Below are 17,128 nucleotides of genomic sequence, written 5' to 3' on the forward strand. Positions count from 1 at the left end.
GGGCAGGAGACGCGCACCCGGAGTTCGTGGACCGGTACGCGGAACGTCAGACTTTTGGTCTAACGGGTCTGGCTCTGCTCCGGCGGACCGGCGTACTCGTCCCGGATGGTGCGCTTGAGGATCTTGCCGCTCGGATTGCGCGGCAACCGGTCCACCAGATGCCATTCCCGGGGGACCTTGTACCGGGCGACGTGCTCCCGCACGTACCCGTCCAGCACGGTCACGTCCACCTGCCGGCCCGGACGGCCGACCACGAACGCGGCGACGCGCTCGCCGTACACCTCGTCCGGCACCCCGATCACCGCGACGTCGTCGACCGGCTCGTGCCGGGCGATGACCTCTTCGATCTCGCGCGGGAAGATGTTCACCCCACCCGCGATGATCATGTCCTTCTTGCGGTCCACGATGGAGATGAAGCCCTCCTCGTCGCGGACCGCCACGTCACCCACCGAGAAGAACCCGTCGGCGTCGTACCCGGCCCGCGTGGCTTCCTCGTCGTCGAGGTAGCCGGTGAGCAGCAACGGCGAGCGGGCGTACAGCTCACCCGGCTCGCCCGGCCCCACCTCGGCACCGTCCTCGCCGACCAGGCGCACCTCGTTCCAGAACCACGGATGACCGACGCTGCCGGCCCGGGCCAGGGCGAACTCCGGCCGCAGGTTGGTCACGATGGAGCACTCGGTCGACCCATACAACTCGTGCACCGCGACCCCCGGGAACGCCGCGATCACCCACTCCTTGAGCGCCACCGGCAGCGCGGCGGCGTTGAAGTAGAGCGTCTTGAGCGCCGACAGGTCGTAGCGGGCCGCCGGGTCCTCGCAGAACCGGCGGAGTTGCTGGGCGTGCGTGGGCACCAGGAAGACCGTCTCCGCTCGGCTGCTCACCATCATGTCGAGCAGTCGTTCCGGGTCCCAGCTCGGCAGCACCGTGCACGAGCCGCCGAGCATCGGCGCCGCGTACGCGAACTCGAAACCGGCGCCGTGGTACATCGGCGCCACCGCGATCGTGCTCTTGTTCGGCCCCAGCCCGTAGTCGAGCCCGACGCCGAAGGCGGTCAGCACCCGCCCCCGGTGGGTCAACAGCACGCCCTTGGGCCGCCCGGTGGTCCCCGAGGTGTAGGTGATGCAGAACGGGTCCATCTCGTCCACCGGCACCGCCGGGTCCACCGCGCGGCCGGCGGCGACGAAGGTGTCGTAGTGCTCACCCACCCCGCCGTCGAAGCTGAGCACCAGGTGCAGGTCGTCGACGAGCCCGTCGACCCGGTCGGCCAGCTCGTCCGCCACGATGATCCCCCGGACCGAGGCGTGGTCCAGCACGTACGCGTTGTCGCCGACGTTGTTGCGGGGGTTCAGCGGCACCGTCGGGATCCCGGCCTTGGCCATCGCCGCCGAGATCTCGAAGTACTCGTATCGGTTGTTCGCCAGGACCGCGATCCGCTCACCGGGGCGCAGCCCACGGTCCAGAGTGGCCGAGGCGAGGCGGCTGGACCGCTCGTCCAGGGTGCCGAAGGAGATCTGGCGGTCACCGTCGACCACCGCCACCCGGTGCGGCGTGGCCCGGCCGAACTCCCGGATCCCGGCCGCCATGTTGAGCTGCACACCCCTCACGTGGTGTCCTCCCTTCCTGCCCCGTTCATCAGCATCACGGCCTCGACCTCGGCGACCGGCTCGTCGTCCGCGTCGATCCCGGTCCAGCGGAAGTCCACGACGTACGTGCCTCGGGAGGTCACCCGGCTGGCGACGCGTTCGATCCGGACCCGCAGCGTCGTGCCGGCCTTGACCATCCGGTGGAACCGCGCCCGACGCAGTTCCAGCAGCGCGATCGCGTCGTCGAGCAGGCCGGACTGTTCGACCAGCCCGCCGAGCAGCAGCACGACCGCCTGCCCCGGCAGCGGCGGGCCGTCGGCGTCACCGTCGACCCGCTGGAACAGCGGGTGGGTGTACCCGCCCCGGCCGATCAGCGTGTCGACCAGGTCCGCGTCGACGACCACCTGCGGAATCGCGGACGGCTCAGGCGAGGGTGCGGACATCGACGTCCCCCCAGACCGGTCGGCGCTTCTCCACGAACGCGCGATAGCCCTCGGCCACCTCGTCGACCTCCTCGTGCAGCCGGGAGAACATCTCGCGCTCGTAGCGCAGGCCCTCCTCCAGGGTCATCGTGTGCACCGAGTTGAGCAGCCGCTTGGTGATCGCCAACCCGGGCCGGGAGCGCCCGCGCAGCATCGCCAGCAGCTTGCCGACCTCGTCGTCCAGCTCGGCCAGGGGTGCGCTGGCCAGCGCGACCCCCCACTGCACCAACTCCGGGCCGCGCAACCACGTCGGGGTGAGCATCAGCGCCTTGGCCCGCTGGTCGCCGAGCTTGCGCGGGGCCCGCTGGCTCGACCCGGCGCCCGGCGGCATCCCGAACTCCAGGTGGATGTCGCCGACCCGGGCCTCGTCGGCGGCGATCACGAAGTCACAGGCGAGGATCAGTTCGAACCCACCGGCCCGCGCCAGGCCGTTGACCCGCGCGATCACCGGTACGCCGAGCTGCTCGATCCGGCGCAGCACCGCGTGGTACGACCGCAGGAACGGCAGGAACGTCCGCTGTGGATCGGCGAAGCACGACTCCAGGAAGTCGATGTCCATGCCGACGCTGAAGGCCCGCTCCCCGGCTCCGGTGACCACCACCGCCCGCAGGCTGTGGTCCTGCTCGGCCTGGTCGAGCGCGTCGTCCAGCCCGGCGATCACCGCCGGGGTGAGGCTGTTCATCGAGTCCGGGCCGTCCAGTACGACCGTCATCACCTGGTCGTCGGTGGTGTGCCGCACCCGCGTCATGCCCGCTCCCCCACCTTGACGAACAGCTCGACGTCGGTCGTCGCGGTCAGCGTCGGCGCCGGGGCACCGGCGGGTACGTGCAGCAACGAGCAGGGGGTGAGCGTCACCCCGTCCACCACGAGGTCGCCCCGGGTGGTGACCAGGAAACGTTCCCGGGGCACCGGGGTGGGTGCCCCGGCGTAGCCGGCCGGCAGGCGGACCAGGGCGCTACAGGCGCCGGTGTCGACGTTGTGGCTCAGCGACTTGCCGAGCGGCACCGCCTCGCCGGTGGTGGACCGGGCCCCGCCGGACGCGGCCGGCAGGCCGAGCACGATGGCGTCCACCCCCGACCACGGCGCGTCCAGCGGCGTCCAGGGCACGAACCGGGACTCGACCCGGCGCTGGTAACCCCGTGGCCCGACTCCGCCGTCCCCGCCGTCGCGCGCCTGTGCGCCCGCCCGGTCGTCCGGGCAGACCACCCGGGAGACCCGACCACTGTGCTCGCTGGCGACCTCCCCCTCCATGCAGAGGATGTTCTCGAAGCCCTCGTCGCTCCACGCCTTGTGCACCCAGCCGGGCGGACGCCAGAAGTAGTCGCCCTCGACCAGCCGCCCCTCGGCGCTCAGCTCGGCGACCCCGCCCAGGAAGTACGACTCCTCGACGCTGTCGTGGTAAGCCTCGCTGAGGTCGCGGTATCCGGGCGTGGCCCGTACGTGGTCGATGCGTCGGGTGCTCTCACGGTCCAGCCACAACGAGCGCATCCAGTACCGGGACAGCAGGTCACGCACCTGCTCCGGGTCGCCTCCGAAGTTGTCCCGGAAGGCAGGTTCCATCGAGTCGTACACGTCCTGGCCGTTGACCCACGGCAGCGTCGTGGAGTCGACGATCGTCACTGTCACCTGCGTTCCTCCACCTCTCGCCGGGTGTGGGGTGCTCTCCAGGTTCCAAAACGCATATGTCAGGTGTTAACCGAGAAGATGACGATGGCGCGTCGCGAAGTGCCCCGTCTGTTCCGCCTCGCAACGTCCACCTGAGCAGCTCAGGTGCACACTGTGCAGGCCGAGGGCCGGGTCTGGCAAGACCTTGACACTGCCGCTGTTGATTCCTCAGACTTTTGACGGAAGGCGGTGTCCTAGTGTCTACCTCTCTGCCCCGGAGCCACTGAGGTGCGCGACGGCACCACCGCCGGCACGCCCGACGTCCCGGCGTACCGCCCCTCGGTGGTGATGGCCGCCGCCTCCGGCGCGCTGGTCCTGGTGGCGGTGCTCGGCAGTTTCGCCGCTTCCCCGCTGTTCGCGGTCTACGCGCAACGGTGGGACCTCGACCCGGCGCAGGTCAGCCTGGCCTTCGCCGGGTACCCGGTCGGCGTGATCGTCGTGGTCACGCTGCTCGGCGGGCTCTCCGACCTGATCGGCCGACGCGTCACCATGCTGCTCGGTGTCGCGCTGGTGCTGCTCGCCTGCCTGGTGACCGCTGCCGCCACCACCCTGCCGATGCTGGTCGCCGGGCGGTTCGTGCAGGGCATGGCGACCGGCATGGTCAGTGCCACCACCGCCGCCGCACTGCTGGACTTCCACCCTCGGGGCACCCGGGCCGGCAGCCTCACCCACGCGGTCTGCACCACCCTCGGCATGGGCTTCGGACCGTTGGTCGCCGGACTCCTCGCCGACCACACCGCGTACCCGCTGGTGCTGCCGTACGTCGTGATCGGCGCGGTCGCGCTGGTGCCGTTGGTGCTGCTGCTCCGGGCACCGGCCGACCGCCGGACGGCGGGCCGGGTCCGGCTGATCCGCACGGTCCGCGTCCCCCGGGCGATCCTGCTGCCGTTCAGCATCGCGACCTGCTCGCTGATGACGCTCAACAGCTGCATGGCCCTGTTCGGCACGTTCGGCGCGCGCATCCTCACCGAGGGGGCCGGCATCAGCACCGCCGGCGGCACCGGCGGGCTGCTCACCCTGCTGGTCACCATGACCCTGCTCGCCCAGCTCGCGGCGAACCGGGTGCCGGCGGCCCGCTCGGTCGGCCTCGGCGTCCTGGTCATCGCCGCCGGTGCCGGCACCACCACCGCAGCCCTGCACCTGGCCAGCGGCGTGGTGACGATCGCCGGCACGGTGCTGGTCGGCACCGGCGGCGGACTGGTGCTGCTCGGCGCGACCCGGCTGATCGGCGACTGGGCGCCGACGCACCGCCGCGCCGAGGTCTTCGCCGCCTGGATGGTCGCCGCGTTCGCCACCCTGGGCGGCACCTCGCTGCTCGGTGGGCTCGCGCTGGGCGGTGTCGCGCTGACCACGGTGATGACGGTGGCGACCGGCGGCATCACGACACTGGCGGCGTACACCCTGGTCGCGGTGGCCGTGCAGGCGCGCCGCGACCGACGGTCGGCACGGTGACCACGGCGTTCCCGACCGGGCCGCCCGACCTGTCGGCCGGACGGCCTCGTCGGTCAGCCCGCGTCGTCGGCCAGCCTCGTCACCGCCTCGACCGCGTCGGCCATCTGCATCCGCAGGTCGTCCAGGACGGCGGCGACCGAGCGGGTCCCGGTCACCAGGCCGACGGCCTGCCCGGCCGCCGAACCCATCACCGGGGTCACCTGGTGCTCGAACGCGCTGACCACGGTGTCCCGCGCCAACACCTGCTGCACCGGCGACGGCAACGACGGCGGTGCCTCCGGCGTCCGCCACGCCTCGGTCCACACGGTGGTGAGCTGCCGGGTCGGCTTGCCGGTGTACGAGGTGGTCTTCTCGGTGTCGGTCGCCGCCGCCGCGACGATCTTCTCCTTGACCACCGGGTCGAGGTCGCTCTCGGCGGTGGCCAGCCAGACCGATCCGGTCCAGACCGCCTGCGCGCCCAACGCGAGGGCCGCGACCACCTGCCGACCGGTGGCGATCCCACCGGCGGCGACGACCGGTACGTCACCGGCGGCGGCCACCACCTGCGGCACCAGCACCATCGTGGTGATGTCCCCGGTGTGCCCGGCCGCCTCGTAGCCCTGCGCCACCAGCACGTCCACCCCGGCGGCCAGTTGGTGGCGCACGTGCCGCGGATCGCCGACCAGCCCGGCGAGCAGCATGCCGCGTCGGGTCGTCTCGGCACGCACCTCGGCCGGCGGCGGGCCGAGAGCGCTGGCCACCAGGCGGATCGGATGCGCCCGGGCGACCTCCCACAGGGCATGGGCGTTGGCGTGGGTCATCAGGTGGTCGATCTCGGTCGGCATGCCGCCGAGCCGGTTGTGGCCGGGCTCGCTGCGGCGCACCGGCACGCCCCACCGGGTCCGCAGCGCGTCCACGAACGCCCGGTGGTCGGCCGGGATCCGACCGGCCAGCTCCGCCGGGTCGTCGCCGGCCGACTTCGCCGGAAAGAGCAGATCCACGCCGTACGGCCGCCCGGCGCACTCCCGGTCCAGCCAGCTGAGGTCCCGATCGAGGTCCTCCGGGGTCATCGAGGCGGCCCCGAGCACACCCAACCCACCCGCCCGGCTGACCGCCGCGACCACGTCCCGGCAATGGCTGAACGCCAGCACCGGCAGGTCGACCCCGAGCCGGCGGCACAGCGGGGTCACGACGACGGCCCGGCGGTCACCGCGCACACCTCACAGCCGTCGGCGTCGACGCCGCAGCTCGCCCCGGCGGACCCGTCGCCGACACCGAGGTAGGCGTCGACCAGTTGCGTCACCGCCCCGAGTCGCTGCGCGGCGACCGGCGGCTCCGGGCGTGGGCCGAGTGCCGCTGCGTGCCCCGCGCGCAACCCGATCACCGACGGGTCGACGATCTCGATGCCGGCACGCCGGGCCACCTCCGCCGACACCGGCGTCATACAGGTGCAGCCGAACAGGATCAGGTCGGTCCGGTCGCGCTGCGCGGCGTCCAGACAGGCCCGGGTGATGGCGGCGACGACGTCGTCCTCGCCCCGGCCCATCCGCGCCTTGACCCCGGCGTCGGTGCCGACCCGGTCCAGCTCCGACTCGTCGGAGAGGTAGTGCACCCCGGCGGCGAGTTCGCCACCCGGGCAGGCGGCGAGCCGGTCGGCGTAGATGTAGTCCATCGACGCCGGCCAGACGGTGACGATGCTGAACCGGCGACCGGACTCCGCCGCCCAGGCCAGTACGGCCTCACCCGCCCCGACGACCGGTACGGGTGCGGCAGCGCGCAGTTGCGCCATCCCGTAGTCGGCGAAGGTGTCGATGTAGACCGCATCGCATCCGGCGGCGATGGCCGCCTCGGCGGCGTCCACTGTGCCCAGCTCGGTGAGCAGATGATCGTATTTGGTACGGGCGAACCGGCGCAGTCGCGGGTCCACCAGGTCGGTGACGAGACCGGGTGGATCGGGCAGCACCGGGGCTCGTTTCGCGTCGGAGTTGATGACCGCCAGCCGTCGAGGCTCACTCATGTCGACCTCCCGCAAAAAGTCTGACTTAAGCAGAGCGAGAGTGTCAACGACGCACATGGACCATCAACCCAACAGCTGAGAGATCTATCTGGCCACACTTCCGAAAGGTCTGCTTCTCGACCCCCCTGGCAACCCAGGCTGTCGTGCACCCTCAGGCGAGCACGGCGGCCAGGAGTCGGTCGAGGGCCGAGTGCGCCTGTTCGCGCGCCGCCGAGGCGTCGTCGTGTCGCGCGATCCAGAGCGCGGCCTCGTTCATCGCACCGGACAACTGCGCCGTCAACGCGTCGAGGAGTCCGTCCGGCACGCCCACCGCGCCCAGAGCCTCACTCAGGTGGGCGGCGGAGTGCTCCGCGTCGAGCAGGCGCCAGTGCTCCCACCCCAGCACGGCCGGGCCGTCGACGAGCAGGATGCGGACGACGGGCGGGGCGGTGATCGCGTCGAGGAACGCATGCGAGCCCGCCCGCAGCCGCTCACCGGGATCGCCACCGGCCCGACCGGCCGCCTCCACCACCCCGGCGGCCACGTGCGCCTGGAGCTGCGCCACGGCGGCGCGGAACAGCCCCGGCTTGTTCCGGTAGTGGTGATAGACCGCGCCCCGCGTCACTCCTGCGGATCGCGCGACGTCATCGAGCGTGACGTCGGCGAACCCCTTGGCGGCGAAGAGGTCGATCGCCGAATCGAGGACCTGCTGGGCGGTCCGGGCGGCGGCAGCCGCAGTGGCGCGAGGCATGGATCTTCCTTTACGTACGCAGAGTATGTATCGTGTTCAGCGATACATGCGCAGTGTACGTAAAGGAGCACTCGATGACCGTCACCAGTTTCTACCCGGTCCTGACGTCACAGGACGTGGCCGCCGCAGCCGACTTCTACCGGCGCGCGCTCGGCTTCCAGCCGACCTACGAGTCCGACTGGTACGTCAGCCTGCGCCTGGGCACGTTCGAGCTGGCGATCCTCGCCCACGACCACCCCACCATCCCCGACGGATACCGGAAGCTGCCGCGCGGGGTGATCGTCAACCTCGAGGTCGACGACGTCGACGCGGTCCATGCCCGGTTGACCGACGAGGTCGGATTGACGCCGGTGCTCGCGCTCCGCGACGAGGACTTCGGGCAGCGGCACTTCATCGTCGCCGCACCCGACGGGGTGCTGCTGGACGTGATCCAACCGATCCCGCCCCGGGGGGAATACCAGGACGCCTACCGCCAGGCGTGACCCAGGCCGGCTCCAGTCCCCGCAGCCCGATGCCGGCGTGCTCCGGCTGACACACTGATGCCCCCGCCCAACCGGACGGGGGCATTCACGAGAAAAACCACCGGTTCGCACATGGTGCGTTCGGTGGAGCCGAGGGGACTCGAACCCCTGACCCCCACACTGCCAGTGTGGTGCGCTACCAGCTGCGCCACGGCCCCTTGCTGTAGCACCCGGTCGCCCGGGCACTGGGAGAACTATACACACGCTCGCCGGCATGGTCATCTCGCGGGGGTCCCCCGCGAGGGGCGTCGCGGGCCCTCAGTTCAGTGCCACGTCCGGCGGGAAGTGCGCGACCGCGGCCATCATGCCGCCCTGCCGGCGCAGCACCATCGGCCACAGGTCGTCCGGGCGGTCGACGAATGCGTCACCGGGCAGCGCGTCCAGCACGAACCAGGAGCCGTCCTCGATCTCCTGCTCCAACTGGCCCGCGCCCCAGCCCGCGTACCCGGCGAAGACCCGGATGCTCTCCACGCTCTCCCGCAGCCGCTGCGGGTCGACCGAGAGGTCGAGGGTGCCGACCGCTCCGGAGACCTGGTGGAAGCCCTTGAGCCGACGGACCGGCTGCCGCATCCGGGCGAGGCAGATCGCCGAGTCTGGCTGCACCGGGCCACCCTCGAACAACACCGCCGGATGGCGGGCCAGGTCGCCCCAGTCGCGCAGCACGTCGGCCACCGCCACCTCGGTCGCCCGGTTGAGCACCACGCCGAGCGCGCCGCCGGGTTCGTGCGCGACCAGCAACACGACTGTGCGGTCGAAGTTCGGGTCCTTCAGCGCCGGCGTCGCCACCATCAGCTTGCCCGCCATCGACTCCGTCGCCCGTCCGCCGATCGCCTGCCCCTCTCCCTGCATCACCGCACCCGTCAACCGTGTACCGGACGGCGGAAGCGATCACACATCGGGACGGCGGTCCCGATCGGCACCATCCCCGCTGTCTTTGCCATGCCTGGCACCATAGCCTGCGTCCACGGCGGTCGCGAAGGTCTGATCGTCGGGTGATCGACACCGGTGCCGACCGGTTGCGGCGAAACCGGGCCGAGCGCCGGGGCGGCGAGCGGAACGGGCCGCCGAGCAGATGCGAAAAGCCCTGGACAACCTGGTCGTACGGATAGATTCGAAGGCGATGGCAACGGTCCGGGACACCACCTACGAGCTGCTCCGTGCCCTCGGCATGACCACCGTCTTCGGCAACCCCGGTTCCACCGAGGAACCCTTCCTCCAGGACTTCCCCGACGACTTCCACTACGTGCTGGCCCTGCAGGAGGCGTCGGCGGTGGGCATGGCCGACGGGTACGCACAGGCCACCGGCGGCGCCGCCCACGTCAACCTGCACACCGCGCCGGGCACCGGCAACGCCATGGGCAACATCGTCACCGCCTGGCACAACCGCACCCCGCTGATCGTCACCGCCGGCCAGCAGACCCGCGAGATGCTGCTGCTCGAACCCCGGCTCGCCGCCCGGCACCCCACCGAGCTGCCCCAGCCGTACGTCAAGTGGGCCCACGAACCGGTCCGCGCGCAGGACGTACCGGCGGCGCTGATGCGCGCGTACGCCACCGCCGTCCAGCCGCCCGCCGGGCCGGTCTTCCTCTCCCTGCCGCTGGACGACTGGGCCCAGCCCGCGGACCCGCCCCCGCAGGCCCGCACGGTGGCCACCCGGTTCGCTCCCGACCCGTACCGGCTCGCCGAGTTCGCCACGGCGTTGGCCGGCAGCCGGTCACCGGCGATCGTGCTCGGCGCGGCGGTGGACCGCGCCGGGGCGTGGGAGCACGCGGTCGCCCTGGCCGAGCGGCTGGCCGCCCCGGTCTGGACCGCGCCCGCACCGGAACGGACCGCCTTCCCCGAGGACCACCCGTACTTCCAGGGTGTGCTGCCCTTCGCGATCGCCCCGCTGGCCGAGCGCCTACGCGGCCACGACACGGTGCTGGTGGTCGGTGCCCCGGTGTTCCGCTACTACCCGCACGTGCCGGGCGAGACGCTGCCCGACGGCGTACGCCTGCTGCACGTCACCGACGACCCGGAGGAGGCGGCCCGGGCCCCGGTCGGTGACAGCCTGCTCGGCGACGCCGGGCTCGCCCTCGCCGCGCTGGCCGACCGGGTGCCGCCCGCCGACCGCCCCGCGCCGCCGGCCCGCGCCGAGTCCCCGGCGGTGGCGGACGGCGTCCCGCTCAGCGCCGACGCCCTCTTCGCCGCGCTGGCCGCGCACTGGCCCGAGGACGGGGTGCTGGTGCAGGAGTCCCCGTCGAACCTGGCCGCGCTGCGGAGGCGGCTGCGATTCACCCGACCCGGGTCGTACTTCACCATGGCCAGCGGCGGGCTCGGCTACGGGCTGCCGGCGGCGGTCGGCATCGCGCTGGCGCAACGCGACACCGGCCGACACCGACCGGTGGTCGCGGTGATCGGCGACGGCTCGTTCCACTACTCGGTGCAGGCACTGTGGACCGCCGCCCAACTGCGGCTGCCGCTGGCCGTCGTGGTGCCGGTGAACCAGCAGTACGCAATCCTCAAGGCGTTCGCCGACCTCAAGCAGACGCCCGGCGTACCCGGACTGGACCTGCCCGGGTTGGACATCGCCGCGATCGCGCGGGGCTACGGCTGCGCCGCCGCCGTGGTCGACACCCCGGACGGCCTCGGCGAGGCCCTCGGCACCGCGCTGAGCGCCGACGGCCCGACCGTGCTGCCCGTCCCCATCCGCACCGACATCCCCCCGATCCTCTGACGTGGGGTGTAAGGAGGGGTCCCCTACTAACGCCTCGTGTATAGGAAGGGTCCCCTCCTTACATCTCAGCCGGCGGCGACGCGAAGCGGGGAACCGCTGAGCACGTCCAGGACGGGGCGCGCGCCCACCGGCGCCTTCAGCGTCACCTCGGCCGGGTGCAGGTTGAGCATCTCGTCGCAGCCGCCGGTCGGCGGCACGACCGTGCCGCCGACCACGATCACGTGGTCCTGTTCCCAGACCAGCGGAGTGATCTCGGTGTCGCAGCTGCCCACCCCGAGCCGGTAGCGCAGCGTCGTCCCCTCGACCGCCTCGATGTCCTGCGCGCCCACCAGGCCCGGTTCGGGCGTCTCGGACGGCGGCACCGGCGCGGGCGGGGTGGCGACCACCTCGGGCGCGACCGCGACCCGGGCCACCACCGCGCCGATCTCCGGCACGGTGAACAGCCAGGCCGGCACCTGCGCCGCTCCCCGGGTGGTGTGCACCGGCGCGGTGCCCAGCTCGACCTTGGTCACGGTGAGCGCGACGCAGTCACCCTGCGGCCGGCTGCCGACCGCGCCGTCCGGTCCACCACCCGGTGCGGGCGCCGGTGGGATGGCGGGCTCCGTCGGCCCGGGGCAGGCGCCGGGGTCACCCTGGCGCAGGTCGCGGTACGCCTGCGCCGCGCTGACCAGCGGCACCCGCGCCGTCCCGTCCGGGAAGCGTACGGTCCCCTCGGCCGGCTTGCGGTCGGGCAGGTCCACAGTGGCGCGGTACCACCCGGCCTGAAAGGCGGTCTTGGTCTGCGGGGTGAAGTCGGGTTCGCCGACGAGCACGGTGGGTTCCTGCAGGGGTACGTAGCGCGTGGTCCAGGCGTCGTCGGGCTGCCACGCCTGCGCCACCGCCGCCGCCCGCTGCGTGAACGCCCCCTGTCGGTCCTCCGGGCCGCCCGAGGGGCCGGAGGCGGCACCGGACTCGTCCGGCTCGGTGCCCACCGGGGCGCACCCGGCCACGATCATCATCAGGGGCAGGCCCAACAGGGCGACTGATCGGCGCATACCGGTTCGACGGGTGAACGCCCGACGGGGTTCCGCAACCGGGGCGGGAACGACTGCGCGCCCCGGTCGTGATGACCGGGGCGCGCAGTACGGGGGTGGAGGTGCCGGGAATCGAACCCGGGTCCTTCGCTGCCTTGTCAGGGCTTCTCCGAGCGCAGCTCGCTGTGCCTCTACTCGGCCCCTCCGATCACGCGAGCGAGTCGGTGTGACGGGCCCAGTCGCTGATTGATCTCGCCGCACGGACCCCGCGACCGGGTCCGGTTGGCCAGCCTTCTAGCTGATGCCGGCTATCTGGGTCGAAGGCGCTCCCAGGCCGACAGACTCACTACTCGCCTCAGGCGGCGAGAGCGAAGTCAGCGCGATTGTTCTTGGCGCTTATTGGTTTCCGACGAACGATTCTCGAGACGACGTCGGCTTCCTCGGCTCGCTTCCCCTGCCGCAACACACGAAGTCGAAACCAGTCACCCCCTCGACGTGCCGCCGGACTCCGGCGACTCCGACAAGCCTAACGCCTGCCGCAACCGGATTCATCCCGAGCCCGGGTCGACCGACCAGGAACCGGATGATCCGGACAAATCAGCTATCCATTCCCTTACCGCGCCGACCGACGACCCGCGCGATCTCCCGGTCCGCGTCCCGCTTGGCGAGGTCCTGGCGCTTGTCGTACGCCTTCTTGCCCTTGGCGAGGCCGATCTCCACCTTGGCCCAGCCGTCCGAGAAGTAGACCTGCAACGGCACCAGGGTCAGACCGCTCTCCCGGATCTTGCCGATCAGCCGGTCGATCTCCAGCCGCTTGAGCAGCAGCTTGCGGGTCCGCCGGGGCTCGTGGTTGGTCCAGGTGCCCTGGGCGTACTCGGGGATGTGCATGCCGTGCAGGTACATCTCGCCGTCGCGTTCCTGGGCGAACGCGTCGACCAGCGACGCCCGCCCGGCCCGCAGCGACTTCACCTCGGTCCCGGTCAACGCCATGCCCGCCTCGTACGTGTCGAGGATGGCGTAGTCGTGCCGGGCCTTCTTGTTGGAGGCGACGACCTTGCGTCCCTTTTCCCGTGGCATCGCCGACCCCCTCTCTCGTGAACGCTCCCGGCCGGCGACGCGGCCCGCCGCAGAGCGGAGATCATGCTACCCGAACGACAAGGGCCCGCCCGCGCCGTTTATTCCGACGCCGACGGGCCCTGCCGAGGCTGGCCTTAGACCCGCAGGTAGAACCGGAGGGTGACCCAGGCGGTGACCGCGCTGATCAGGCCGCCGACACCGGCCATGATCGGGAAGGTCAGCAGGATCTCGCCCCAGCTCACCGGCGCGAACAGCCCCTGGAGAGCGCTGAGCGCACCGTCGAAGAGGAACACCTTCAAGGCGACCAGCGCTCCGAGGCCCAGGACCGAGCCGATCAGACCCGCGACCACCGCCTCCAGCACGAACGGTGCCTGGATGAACCAGTTGGAGGCACCGACCAGCTTCATGACCGCGACCTCACGCCGCTTGCTGTACGCCGCCACCTGGATCGTGTTGGCCACCAGCAGCAGCGCCGCGACAGCCATCGCGACGGCCGCGACGAGTGCGATGTTCTGCCCGGCGGTGAAGAGGTTGAAGATCTTGTCGAGCACCTGACTCTGGTCGACGACCTGGTCGACGCCCGCGGTCCCGGTGTACTGGTCGGCGATGGTCCGGTACTGCTCCGGGTCCACCAGCCTCAGCCGGTACGACTCGGGAAGCTGGTCGGCCTTGACCGCGCTGAGCAGGTCCGGCGAGTCGCGGAACATCTCCTGGAAACGCTGGAACGCCTCGTCCTTGTTGACGTAGGTGACCTGCGAGATCAGCGGGTCGGCGTCCAGCTGGCCGGCGATCGCGGTCCGCTGCTCCTCGGTGACGTCGGCCTCGAGGAAGATCGAGACCTCGATGTTCTCGAAGTACAACTGCTTCATGTCGGCGACCTTGGTGTAGATCAGGCCGCTGGCGCCGAGCATGGTCAGCGAGACCCCCATCGTGATGATCATCGCGATGGTCATGGTCACGTTGCGCCACAGTCCGACCAGTACCTCGGACAGGACGTATTTCATCCGCATCGGGATTTCCTCCGGCTCTCCGGCGTGAGGTGTTCGTCGTCAGATCGGGGTGCGGTGGGTTGCGCTCGTCACCCGTAGACGCCGCGGGCCTGGTCGCGAACGATGCGCCCACTCTCGATCTCGATGACGCGGCGCCGCATCTGGTTCACGATGTTGGAGTCGTGCGTGACCATCACGACGGTCGTGCCGGTGCGGTTGATCCGGTCCAGCAGGCGCATGATCTCGATGGAGGTGTCCGGGTCCAGGTTTCCGGTCGGCTCGTCCGCCAGCAGGATCAGCGGGCGGTTCACGAACGCCCGCGCCACCGCCACACGCTGCTGCTCACCACCGGAGAGCTCGTGCGGGTAGCGGTGCTCCTTGCCGCCGAGGCCGACCAGCTCCAGAACCTCCGGCACGACCCGGCGGGCCACCGCCTTGGTCTTGCCGATCACCTCGAGCGCGAAGGCCACGTTCTCGTACGCGGTGCGGTTCGGCAGCAGTCGGAAGTCCTGGAAGACGCAGCCGATCGAGCGGCGGAAGTGCGGGCGCTTCCAGGACCGCATCGACGTGACGTCCTTGCCGTTCACCACGACACGGCCCTTGTTGGGGGCCACCTCGTGCAGCAGCATCTTGATGATCGTGGACTTGCCGGAGCCGGATGGGCCGATGAAGAAGACGAACTCGCCCTTGTCGATCGACACGGACACGTTGTCGAGCGAAGGCCGCGACGCCTTCGGGTACGTCTTCGTCACTTGCTCAAGCTGAATCACGGGTGGTGAGTCTACGCGGTGTAACTGTCGTGCCAAGTCCCACGCCCCGCCGTTGCGGGCCATGTCATCTAATCAGCACGTCAGGTGGAGATCGATGCTGCAGTCCGCCCACGATCGGTCACGCACTGTCGCCGGCCAGTTGCTGCTGCTTGCGCCAGCGGATGCCCGCCTCGATGAAGGAGTCCAGCTCACCGTCGAAGACCGAGCTCGGGTTGCCGGTCTCCTGCTCGGTACGCAGATCCTTCACCATCTGATAAGGGTGCAGAACGTACGAGCGCATCTGGTCGCCCCACGACCCCGCCGCGTCGGTCTTCAGGCCCTGGAGCTTGGCCTGCTCCTCCTGGCGCTTGCGCTCCAACAGTCGGGCCTGGAGCACCCGCAACGCCGAGGCCTTGTTCTGTAGCTGCGACTTCTCGTTCTGACAGGTCACCACGATGCCGGTCGGAATGTGCGTGATCCGCACCGCGGAGTCGGTGGTGTTGACGCTCTGTCCACCCGGTCCGGACGACCGGTAGACGTCGATCCGCATCTCGTTCTCGGGGATGTCGATGTGGTCGGTCTGCTCCACCACCGGCAGCACCTCGACCCCGGCGAAGCTCGTCTGCCGCCGGCCCTGGTTGTCGAACGGGCTGATCCGCACCAGCCGGTGGGTGCCGGACTCCACGCTGAGCGTGCCGTACGCGTAGGGCACCTTCACCGTAAAGGTGGCCGACTTGAGGCCCGCCTCCTCGGCGTAGGAGGTCTCGTAGACCTCCGTCGGGTAGCCGTGCCGCTCGGCCCAGCGCAGGTACATCCGCAGCAGCATCTCGGCGAAGTCCGCCGCGTCCACACCACCGGCGCCGGCCCGGATCGCCACCAGCGCCTCCCGGGAGTCGTACTCGCCGGAGAGCAGGGTGCGGACCTCCATCTCCTGGATGGCCTTGCCCAGCCCGGCGACCTCCGTCTCGACCTCGGTGAGCACACCGGAGTCGGACTCGGCCTCGGCGAGCTCCAGCAGCACGTTCGCGTCGTCGATCCGCGCGCGCAGGCTGCCGAGCTTCTCGATCTCCCCGTTGACGTAGGAGAGCTGGGAGGTCACCTGCTGCGCCCGGGCCTGGTCGTCCCACAGGTCCGGGGCGGACGCCTCCTGCTCCAGGCGGGCCTTGTCCGCACGCAGGCGATCGAGGTCGAGCACCGCCTCGATGTTGCGCAGGGTGGCGTCGAGGTCCTTGAGCTGTTCGGCGTAGTCGGCAGCGGTCACGACAGACAAGACTACTGCTCGGGCGAGGAGTGAGCTTGCGAGCCCCGCAGTCCCGGGCCAAATACCTCCCGCTCGGGCGAGGAGTGAGCTTGCGAGCCCCGCAGTCCCGAGCCAAATACCTGCCGCTCGGGCGAGGAGACCGGACGCCGGTGCGTGGCGTGCGGTCAGCCGACGGGGGCGCTCTTGAGCCAGCTCAGAGCGGCCTTGTGGTAGGCCACGGCGAACTCCAACGCGCTGGCGTCGAAGTTGTCGCCTTCCTTCTTGGCGCTCTTGACCTGCTCACGAACCCGGGCCAGGGCCTCGGTGTGGTACTCGTTGGCCGCCACCTGGAGGTTCTTGAGCTGGCTCGACGAGTGCAACTGCCCGAAGGCGATGCGCAGGGCGATCGGGTTGCGGATGGTGTCCCGCCCGGGGTCCTCCGCGAGCCAGCGGGAGAATGTCCGCTTGCCGGAGGCCGTGATCGCGTACGGTTGACTCATCCGCGGCCCGGGTTTGCCCAGCCGGACGAAACCTCGCTCGGCCAGCACCGGCAACTCCCGGTAGACCTGGCTGCGGGTCATCGACCAGTACGGCGCCAGTCGGCGCTCGGCGGCGGCCATCAACTGGCCACCTGTCATGGGGCCCTCGTGGAGCAGCCCGAGTAGGGCCGCCGCCGTGGGGTTGACTCCGGATTCCGCCATGCCGCTTACGCTGCCACTTTGCTGAGCCGGCGTCCAGGATTTCACCGTTTCGCCACCCATTGGGGTTTCCTATGTGCACTGTCGGCGCACGACGGTCCCCCAAAGCCGCCCCCACCTGCACCGTTCCGACCCTCCCCGCCCCGGCGACCGGCCGAACGTTAGGAAGGGTCCCCTCCTATGCACGAGGCGTTAGGAGGGGACCCTTCCTTACATG

General features: G+C 70.8%; 17 protein-coding genes, 1 tRNA gene and 1 other RNA gene. 3 read left to right on the forward strand and 16 right to left on the reverse strand.

Annotation, left to right across the window (positions count from 1 at the left end; genetic code table 11):
* Positions 1-59: 59 nt before the first annotated feature.
* The 4 genes from ACWDVW_RS23240 to ACWDVW_RS23255 are packed head-to-tail and all read right to left on the reverse strand — an operon-like array spanning position 60 to position 3,691.
* Complete coding sequence (locus tag ACWDVW_RS23240) at positions 60-1,604, reverse strand: class I adenylate-forming enzyme family protein (RefSeq protein ID WP_449952405.1); 1,545 nt, start codon at positions 1,602-1,604, stop codon at positions 60-62.
* The gene (locus ACWDVW_RS23245; RefSeq protein ID WP_449952407.1) at positions 1,601-2,026 is read right to left on the reverse strand and encodes a hypothetical protein; all 426 of its coding nucleotides are present in this window, start codon (positions 2,024-2,026) and stop codon (positions 1,601-1,603) included. Before ACWDVW_RS23245 ends, ACWDVW_RS23240 begins: the two co-directional genes overlap by 4 nt.
* Complete coding sequence (locus tag ACWDVW_RS23250) at positions 2,007-2,813, reverse strand: enoyl-CoA hydratase/isomerase family protein (protein ID WP_449952410.1); 807 nt, start codon at positions 2,811-2,813, stop codon at positions 2,007-2,009. The genes ACWDVW_RS23245 and ACWDVW_RS23250 overlap by 20 nt, the downstream gene beginning before the upstream one ends.
* Positions 2,810-3,691 carry a hypothetical protein gene (locus ACWDVW_RS23255; protein WP_449952413.1) on the reverse strand — a complete coding sequence of 294 codons (882 nt, stop codon included), beginning with the start codon at positions 3,689-3,691 and terminating at the stop codon, positions 2,810-2,812. The genes ACWDVW_RS23250 and ACWDVW_RS23255 overlap by 4 nt, the downstream gene beginning before the upstream one ends.
* Before the next feature lie 267 nt (positions 3,692-3,958).
* Here ACWDVW_RS23255 and ACWDVW_RS23260 point away from each other — a divergent pair, with 267 nt between their 5' ends.
* Positions 3,959-5,182 (forward strand): MFS transporter, encoded by a 1,224-nt coding sequence (locus ACWDVW_RS23260; RefSeq protein WP_449952416.1) that lies wholly within the window; start codon positions 3,959-3,961, stop codon positions 5,180-5,182.
* 53 nt (positions 5,183-5,235) lie between these two features.
* Here the strand turns inward: ACWDVW_RS23260 and ACWDVW_RS23265 are convergent, their stop codons facing one another.
* The 3 genes from ACWDVW_RS23265 to ACWDVW_RS23275 form a co-directional block, all read right to left on the reverse strand.
* A complete protein-coding gene (locus ACWDVW_RS23265) occupies positions 5,236-6,378 on the reverse strand; it encodes an NAD(P)H-dependent flavin oxidoreductase (RefSeq protein WP_449952419.1) in 1,143 nt (380 codons plus the stop codon).
* Entirely contained in the window at positions 6,348-7,178 is an 831-nt protein-coding gene (locus ACWDVW_RS23270) for an aspartate/glutamate racemase family protein (RefSeq protein WP_449952421.1), read from the reverse strand. The genes ACWDVW_RS23265 and ACWDVW_RS23270 overlap by 31 nt, the downstream gene beginning before the upstream one ends.
* Before the next feature lie 151 nt (positions 7,179-7,329).
* Positions 7,330-7,908 carry a TetR/AcrR family transcriptional regulator gene (locus ACWDVW_RS23275; RefSeq protein WP_449952424.1) on the reverse strand — a complete coding sequence of 193 codons (579 nt, stop codon included), beginning with the start codon at positions 7,906-7,908 and terminating at the stop codon, positions 7,330-7,332.
* A 74-nt stretch (positions 7,909-7,982) separates the two neighbouring features.
* Here ACWDVW_RS23275 and ACWDVW_RS23280 point away from each other — a divergent pair, with 74 nt between their 5' ends.
* On the forward strand, positions 7,983-8,390 hold the full coding sequence (locus tag ACWDVW_RS23280; RefSeq protein ID WP_449952426.1) for a VOC family protein: 408 nt from the start codon (positions 7,983-7,985) through the stop codon (positions 8,388-8,390).
* A gap of 124 nt (positions 8,391-8,514) precedes the next feature.
* On the opposite strand, the gene ACWDVW_RS23285 is transcribed toward ACWDVW_RS23280, so the two are convergent.
* Together ACWDVW_RS23285 and ACWDVW_RS23290 are read right to left on the reverse strand one after the other, a co-directional pair.
* Positions 8,515-8,587: transfer RNA gene (locus ACWDVW_RS23285), tRNA-Ala, on the reverse strand.
* Positions 8,588-8,687: 100 nt separating this feature from the next.
* Entirely contained in the window at positions 8,688-9,278 is a 591-nt protein-coding gene (locus ACWDVW_RS23290) for a YqgE/AlgH family protein (RefSeq protein ID WP_131053527.1), read from the reverse strand.
* A gap of 271 nt (positions 9,279-9,549) precedes the next feature.
* Between ACWDVW_RS23290 and mdlC the strand changes: the two genes are divergently transcribed.
* Positions 9,550-11,145, forward strand: coding sequence for a benzoylformate decarboxylase (gene mdlC, locus ACWDVW_RS23295; RefSeq protein WP_449952430.1), 1,596 nt, complete (start codon positions 9,550-9,552; stop codon positions 11,143-11,145).
* 65 nt (positions 11,146-11,210) lie between these two features.
* On the opposite strand, the gene ACWDVW_RS23300 is transcribed toward mdlC, so the two are convergent.
* From ACWDVW_RS23300 to ACWDVW_RS23330, 7 genes are all read right to left on the reverse strand, one after another.
* The gene (locus ACWDVW_RS23300) at positions 11,211-12,179 is read right to left on the reverse strand and encodes a hypothetical protein (RefSeq protein WP_449952433.1); all 969 of its coding nucleotides are present in this window, start codon (positions 12,177-12,179) and stop codon (positions 11,211-11,213) included.
* Positions 12,180-12,272: 93 nt separating this feature from the next.
* Positions 12,273-12,648: a transfer-messenger RNA gene (ssrA, locus tag ACWDVW_RS23305) on the reverse strand.
* A 107-nt stretch (positions 12,649-12,755) separates the two neighbouring features.
* A complete protein-coding gene (gene smpB / locus ACWDVW_RS23310; protein WP_449952436.1) occupies positions 12,756-13,235 on the reverse strand; it encodes an SsrA-binding protein SmpB in 480 nt (159 codons plus the stop codon).
* Positions 13,236-13,369: 134 nt separating this feature from the next.
* Positions 13,370-14,245 carry a permease-like cell division protein FtsX gene (gene ftsX / locus ACWDVW_RS23315; RefSeq protein ID WP_449952439.1) on the reverse strand — a complete coding sequence of 292 codons (876 nt, stop codon included), beginning with the start codon at positions 14,243-14,245 and terminating at the stop codon, positions 13,370-13,372.
* Between the two features lie 68 nt (positions 14,246-14,313).
* Positions 14,314-14,994 (reverse strand): cell division ATP-binding protein FtsE, encoded by a 681-nt coding sequence (gene ftsE, locus ACWDVW_RS23320; protein WP_117229384.1) that lies wholly within the window; start codon positions 14,992-14,994, stop codon positions 14,314-14,316.
* 118 nt (positions 14,995-15,112) lie between these two features.
* Complete coding sequence (prfB, locus tag ACWDVW_RS23325) at positions 15,113-16,234, reverse strand: peptide chain release factor 2 (protein WP_449952441.1); 1,122 nt, start codon at positions 16,232-16,234, stop codon at positions 15,113-15,115.
* Between the two features lie 164 nt (positions 16,235-16,398).
* Positions 16,399-16,914 carry a PadR family transcriptional regulator gene (locus ACWDVW_RS23330; RefSeq protein ID WP_449952444.1) on the reverse strand — a complete coding sequence of 172 codons (516 nt, stop codon included), beginning with the start codon at positions 16,912-16,914 and terminating at the stop codon, positions 16,399-16,401.
* Positions 16,915-17,128 lie beyond the last annotated feature (214 nt).

The organism is Micromonospora sp. NPDC003241 (genome assembly GCF_053589795.1).

Excerpts from the sequence above, each read along its gene's own strand:
- ACWDVW_RS23245 (WP_449952407.1), bottom strand. The coding sequence starts at position 2,026 with ATGTCCGCACCCTCGCCTGAGCCGTCCGCGATTCCGCAGGTGGTCGTC.
- ACWDVW_RS23250 (WP_449952410.1), bottom strand. The coding sequence starts at position 2,813 with ATGACGCGGGTGCGGCACACCACCGACGACCAGGTGATGACGGTCGTA.
- ACWDVW_RS23270 (WP_449952421.1), bottom strand. The coding sequence starts at position 7,178 with ATGAGTGAGCCTCGACGGCTGGCGGTCATCAACTCCGACGCGAAACGA.
- ACWDVW_RS23275 (WP_449952424.1), bottom strand. The coding sequence starts at position 7,908 with ATGCCTCGCGCCACTGCGGCTGCCGCCGCCCGGACCGCCCAGCAGGTC.
- ACWDVW_RS23280 (WP_449952426.1), top strand. The coding sequence starts at position 7,983 with ATGACCGTCACCAGTTTCTACCCGGTCCTGACGTCACAGGACGTGGCC.
- ACWDVW_RS23290 (WP_131053527.1), bottom strand. The coding sequence starts at position 9,278 with ATGCAGGGAGAGGGGCAGGCGATCGGCGGACGGGCGACGGAGTCGATG.
- mdlC (WP_449952430.1), top strand. The coding sequence starts at position 9,550 with ATGGCAACGGTCCGGGACACCACCTACGAGCTGCTCCGTGCCCTCGGC.
- ACWDVW_RS23300 (WP_449952433.1), bottom strand. The coding sequence starts at position 12,179 with ATGCGCCGATCAGTCGCCCTGTTGGGCCTGCCCCTGATGATGATCGTG.
- smpB (WP_449952436.1), bottom strand. The coding sequence starts at position 13,235 with ATGCCACGGGAAAAGGGACGCAAGGTCGTCGCCTCCAACAAGAAGGCC.
- ftsX (WP_449952439.1), bottom strand. The coding sequence starts at position 14,245 with ATGCGGATGAAATACGTCCTGTCCGAGGTACTGGTCGGACTGTGGCGC.
- ACWDVW_RS23330 (WP_449952444.1), bottom strand. The coding sequence starts at position 16,914 with ATGGCGGAATCCGGAGTCAACCCCACGGCGGCGGCCCTACTCGGGCTG.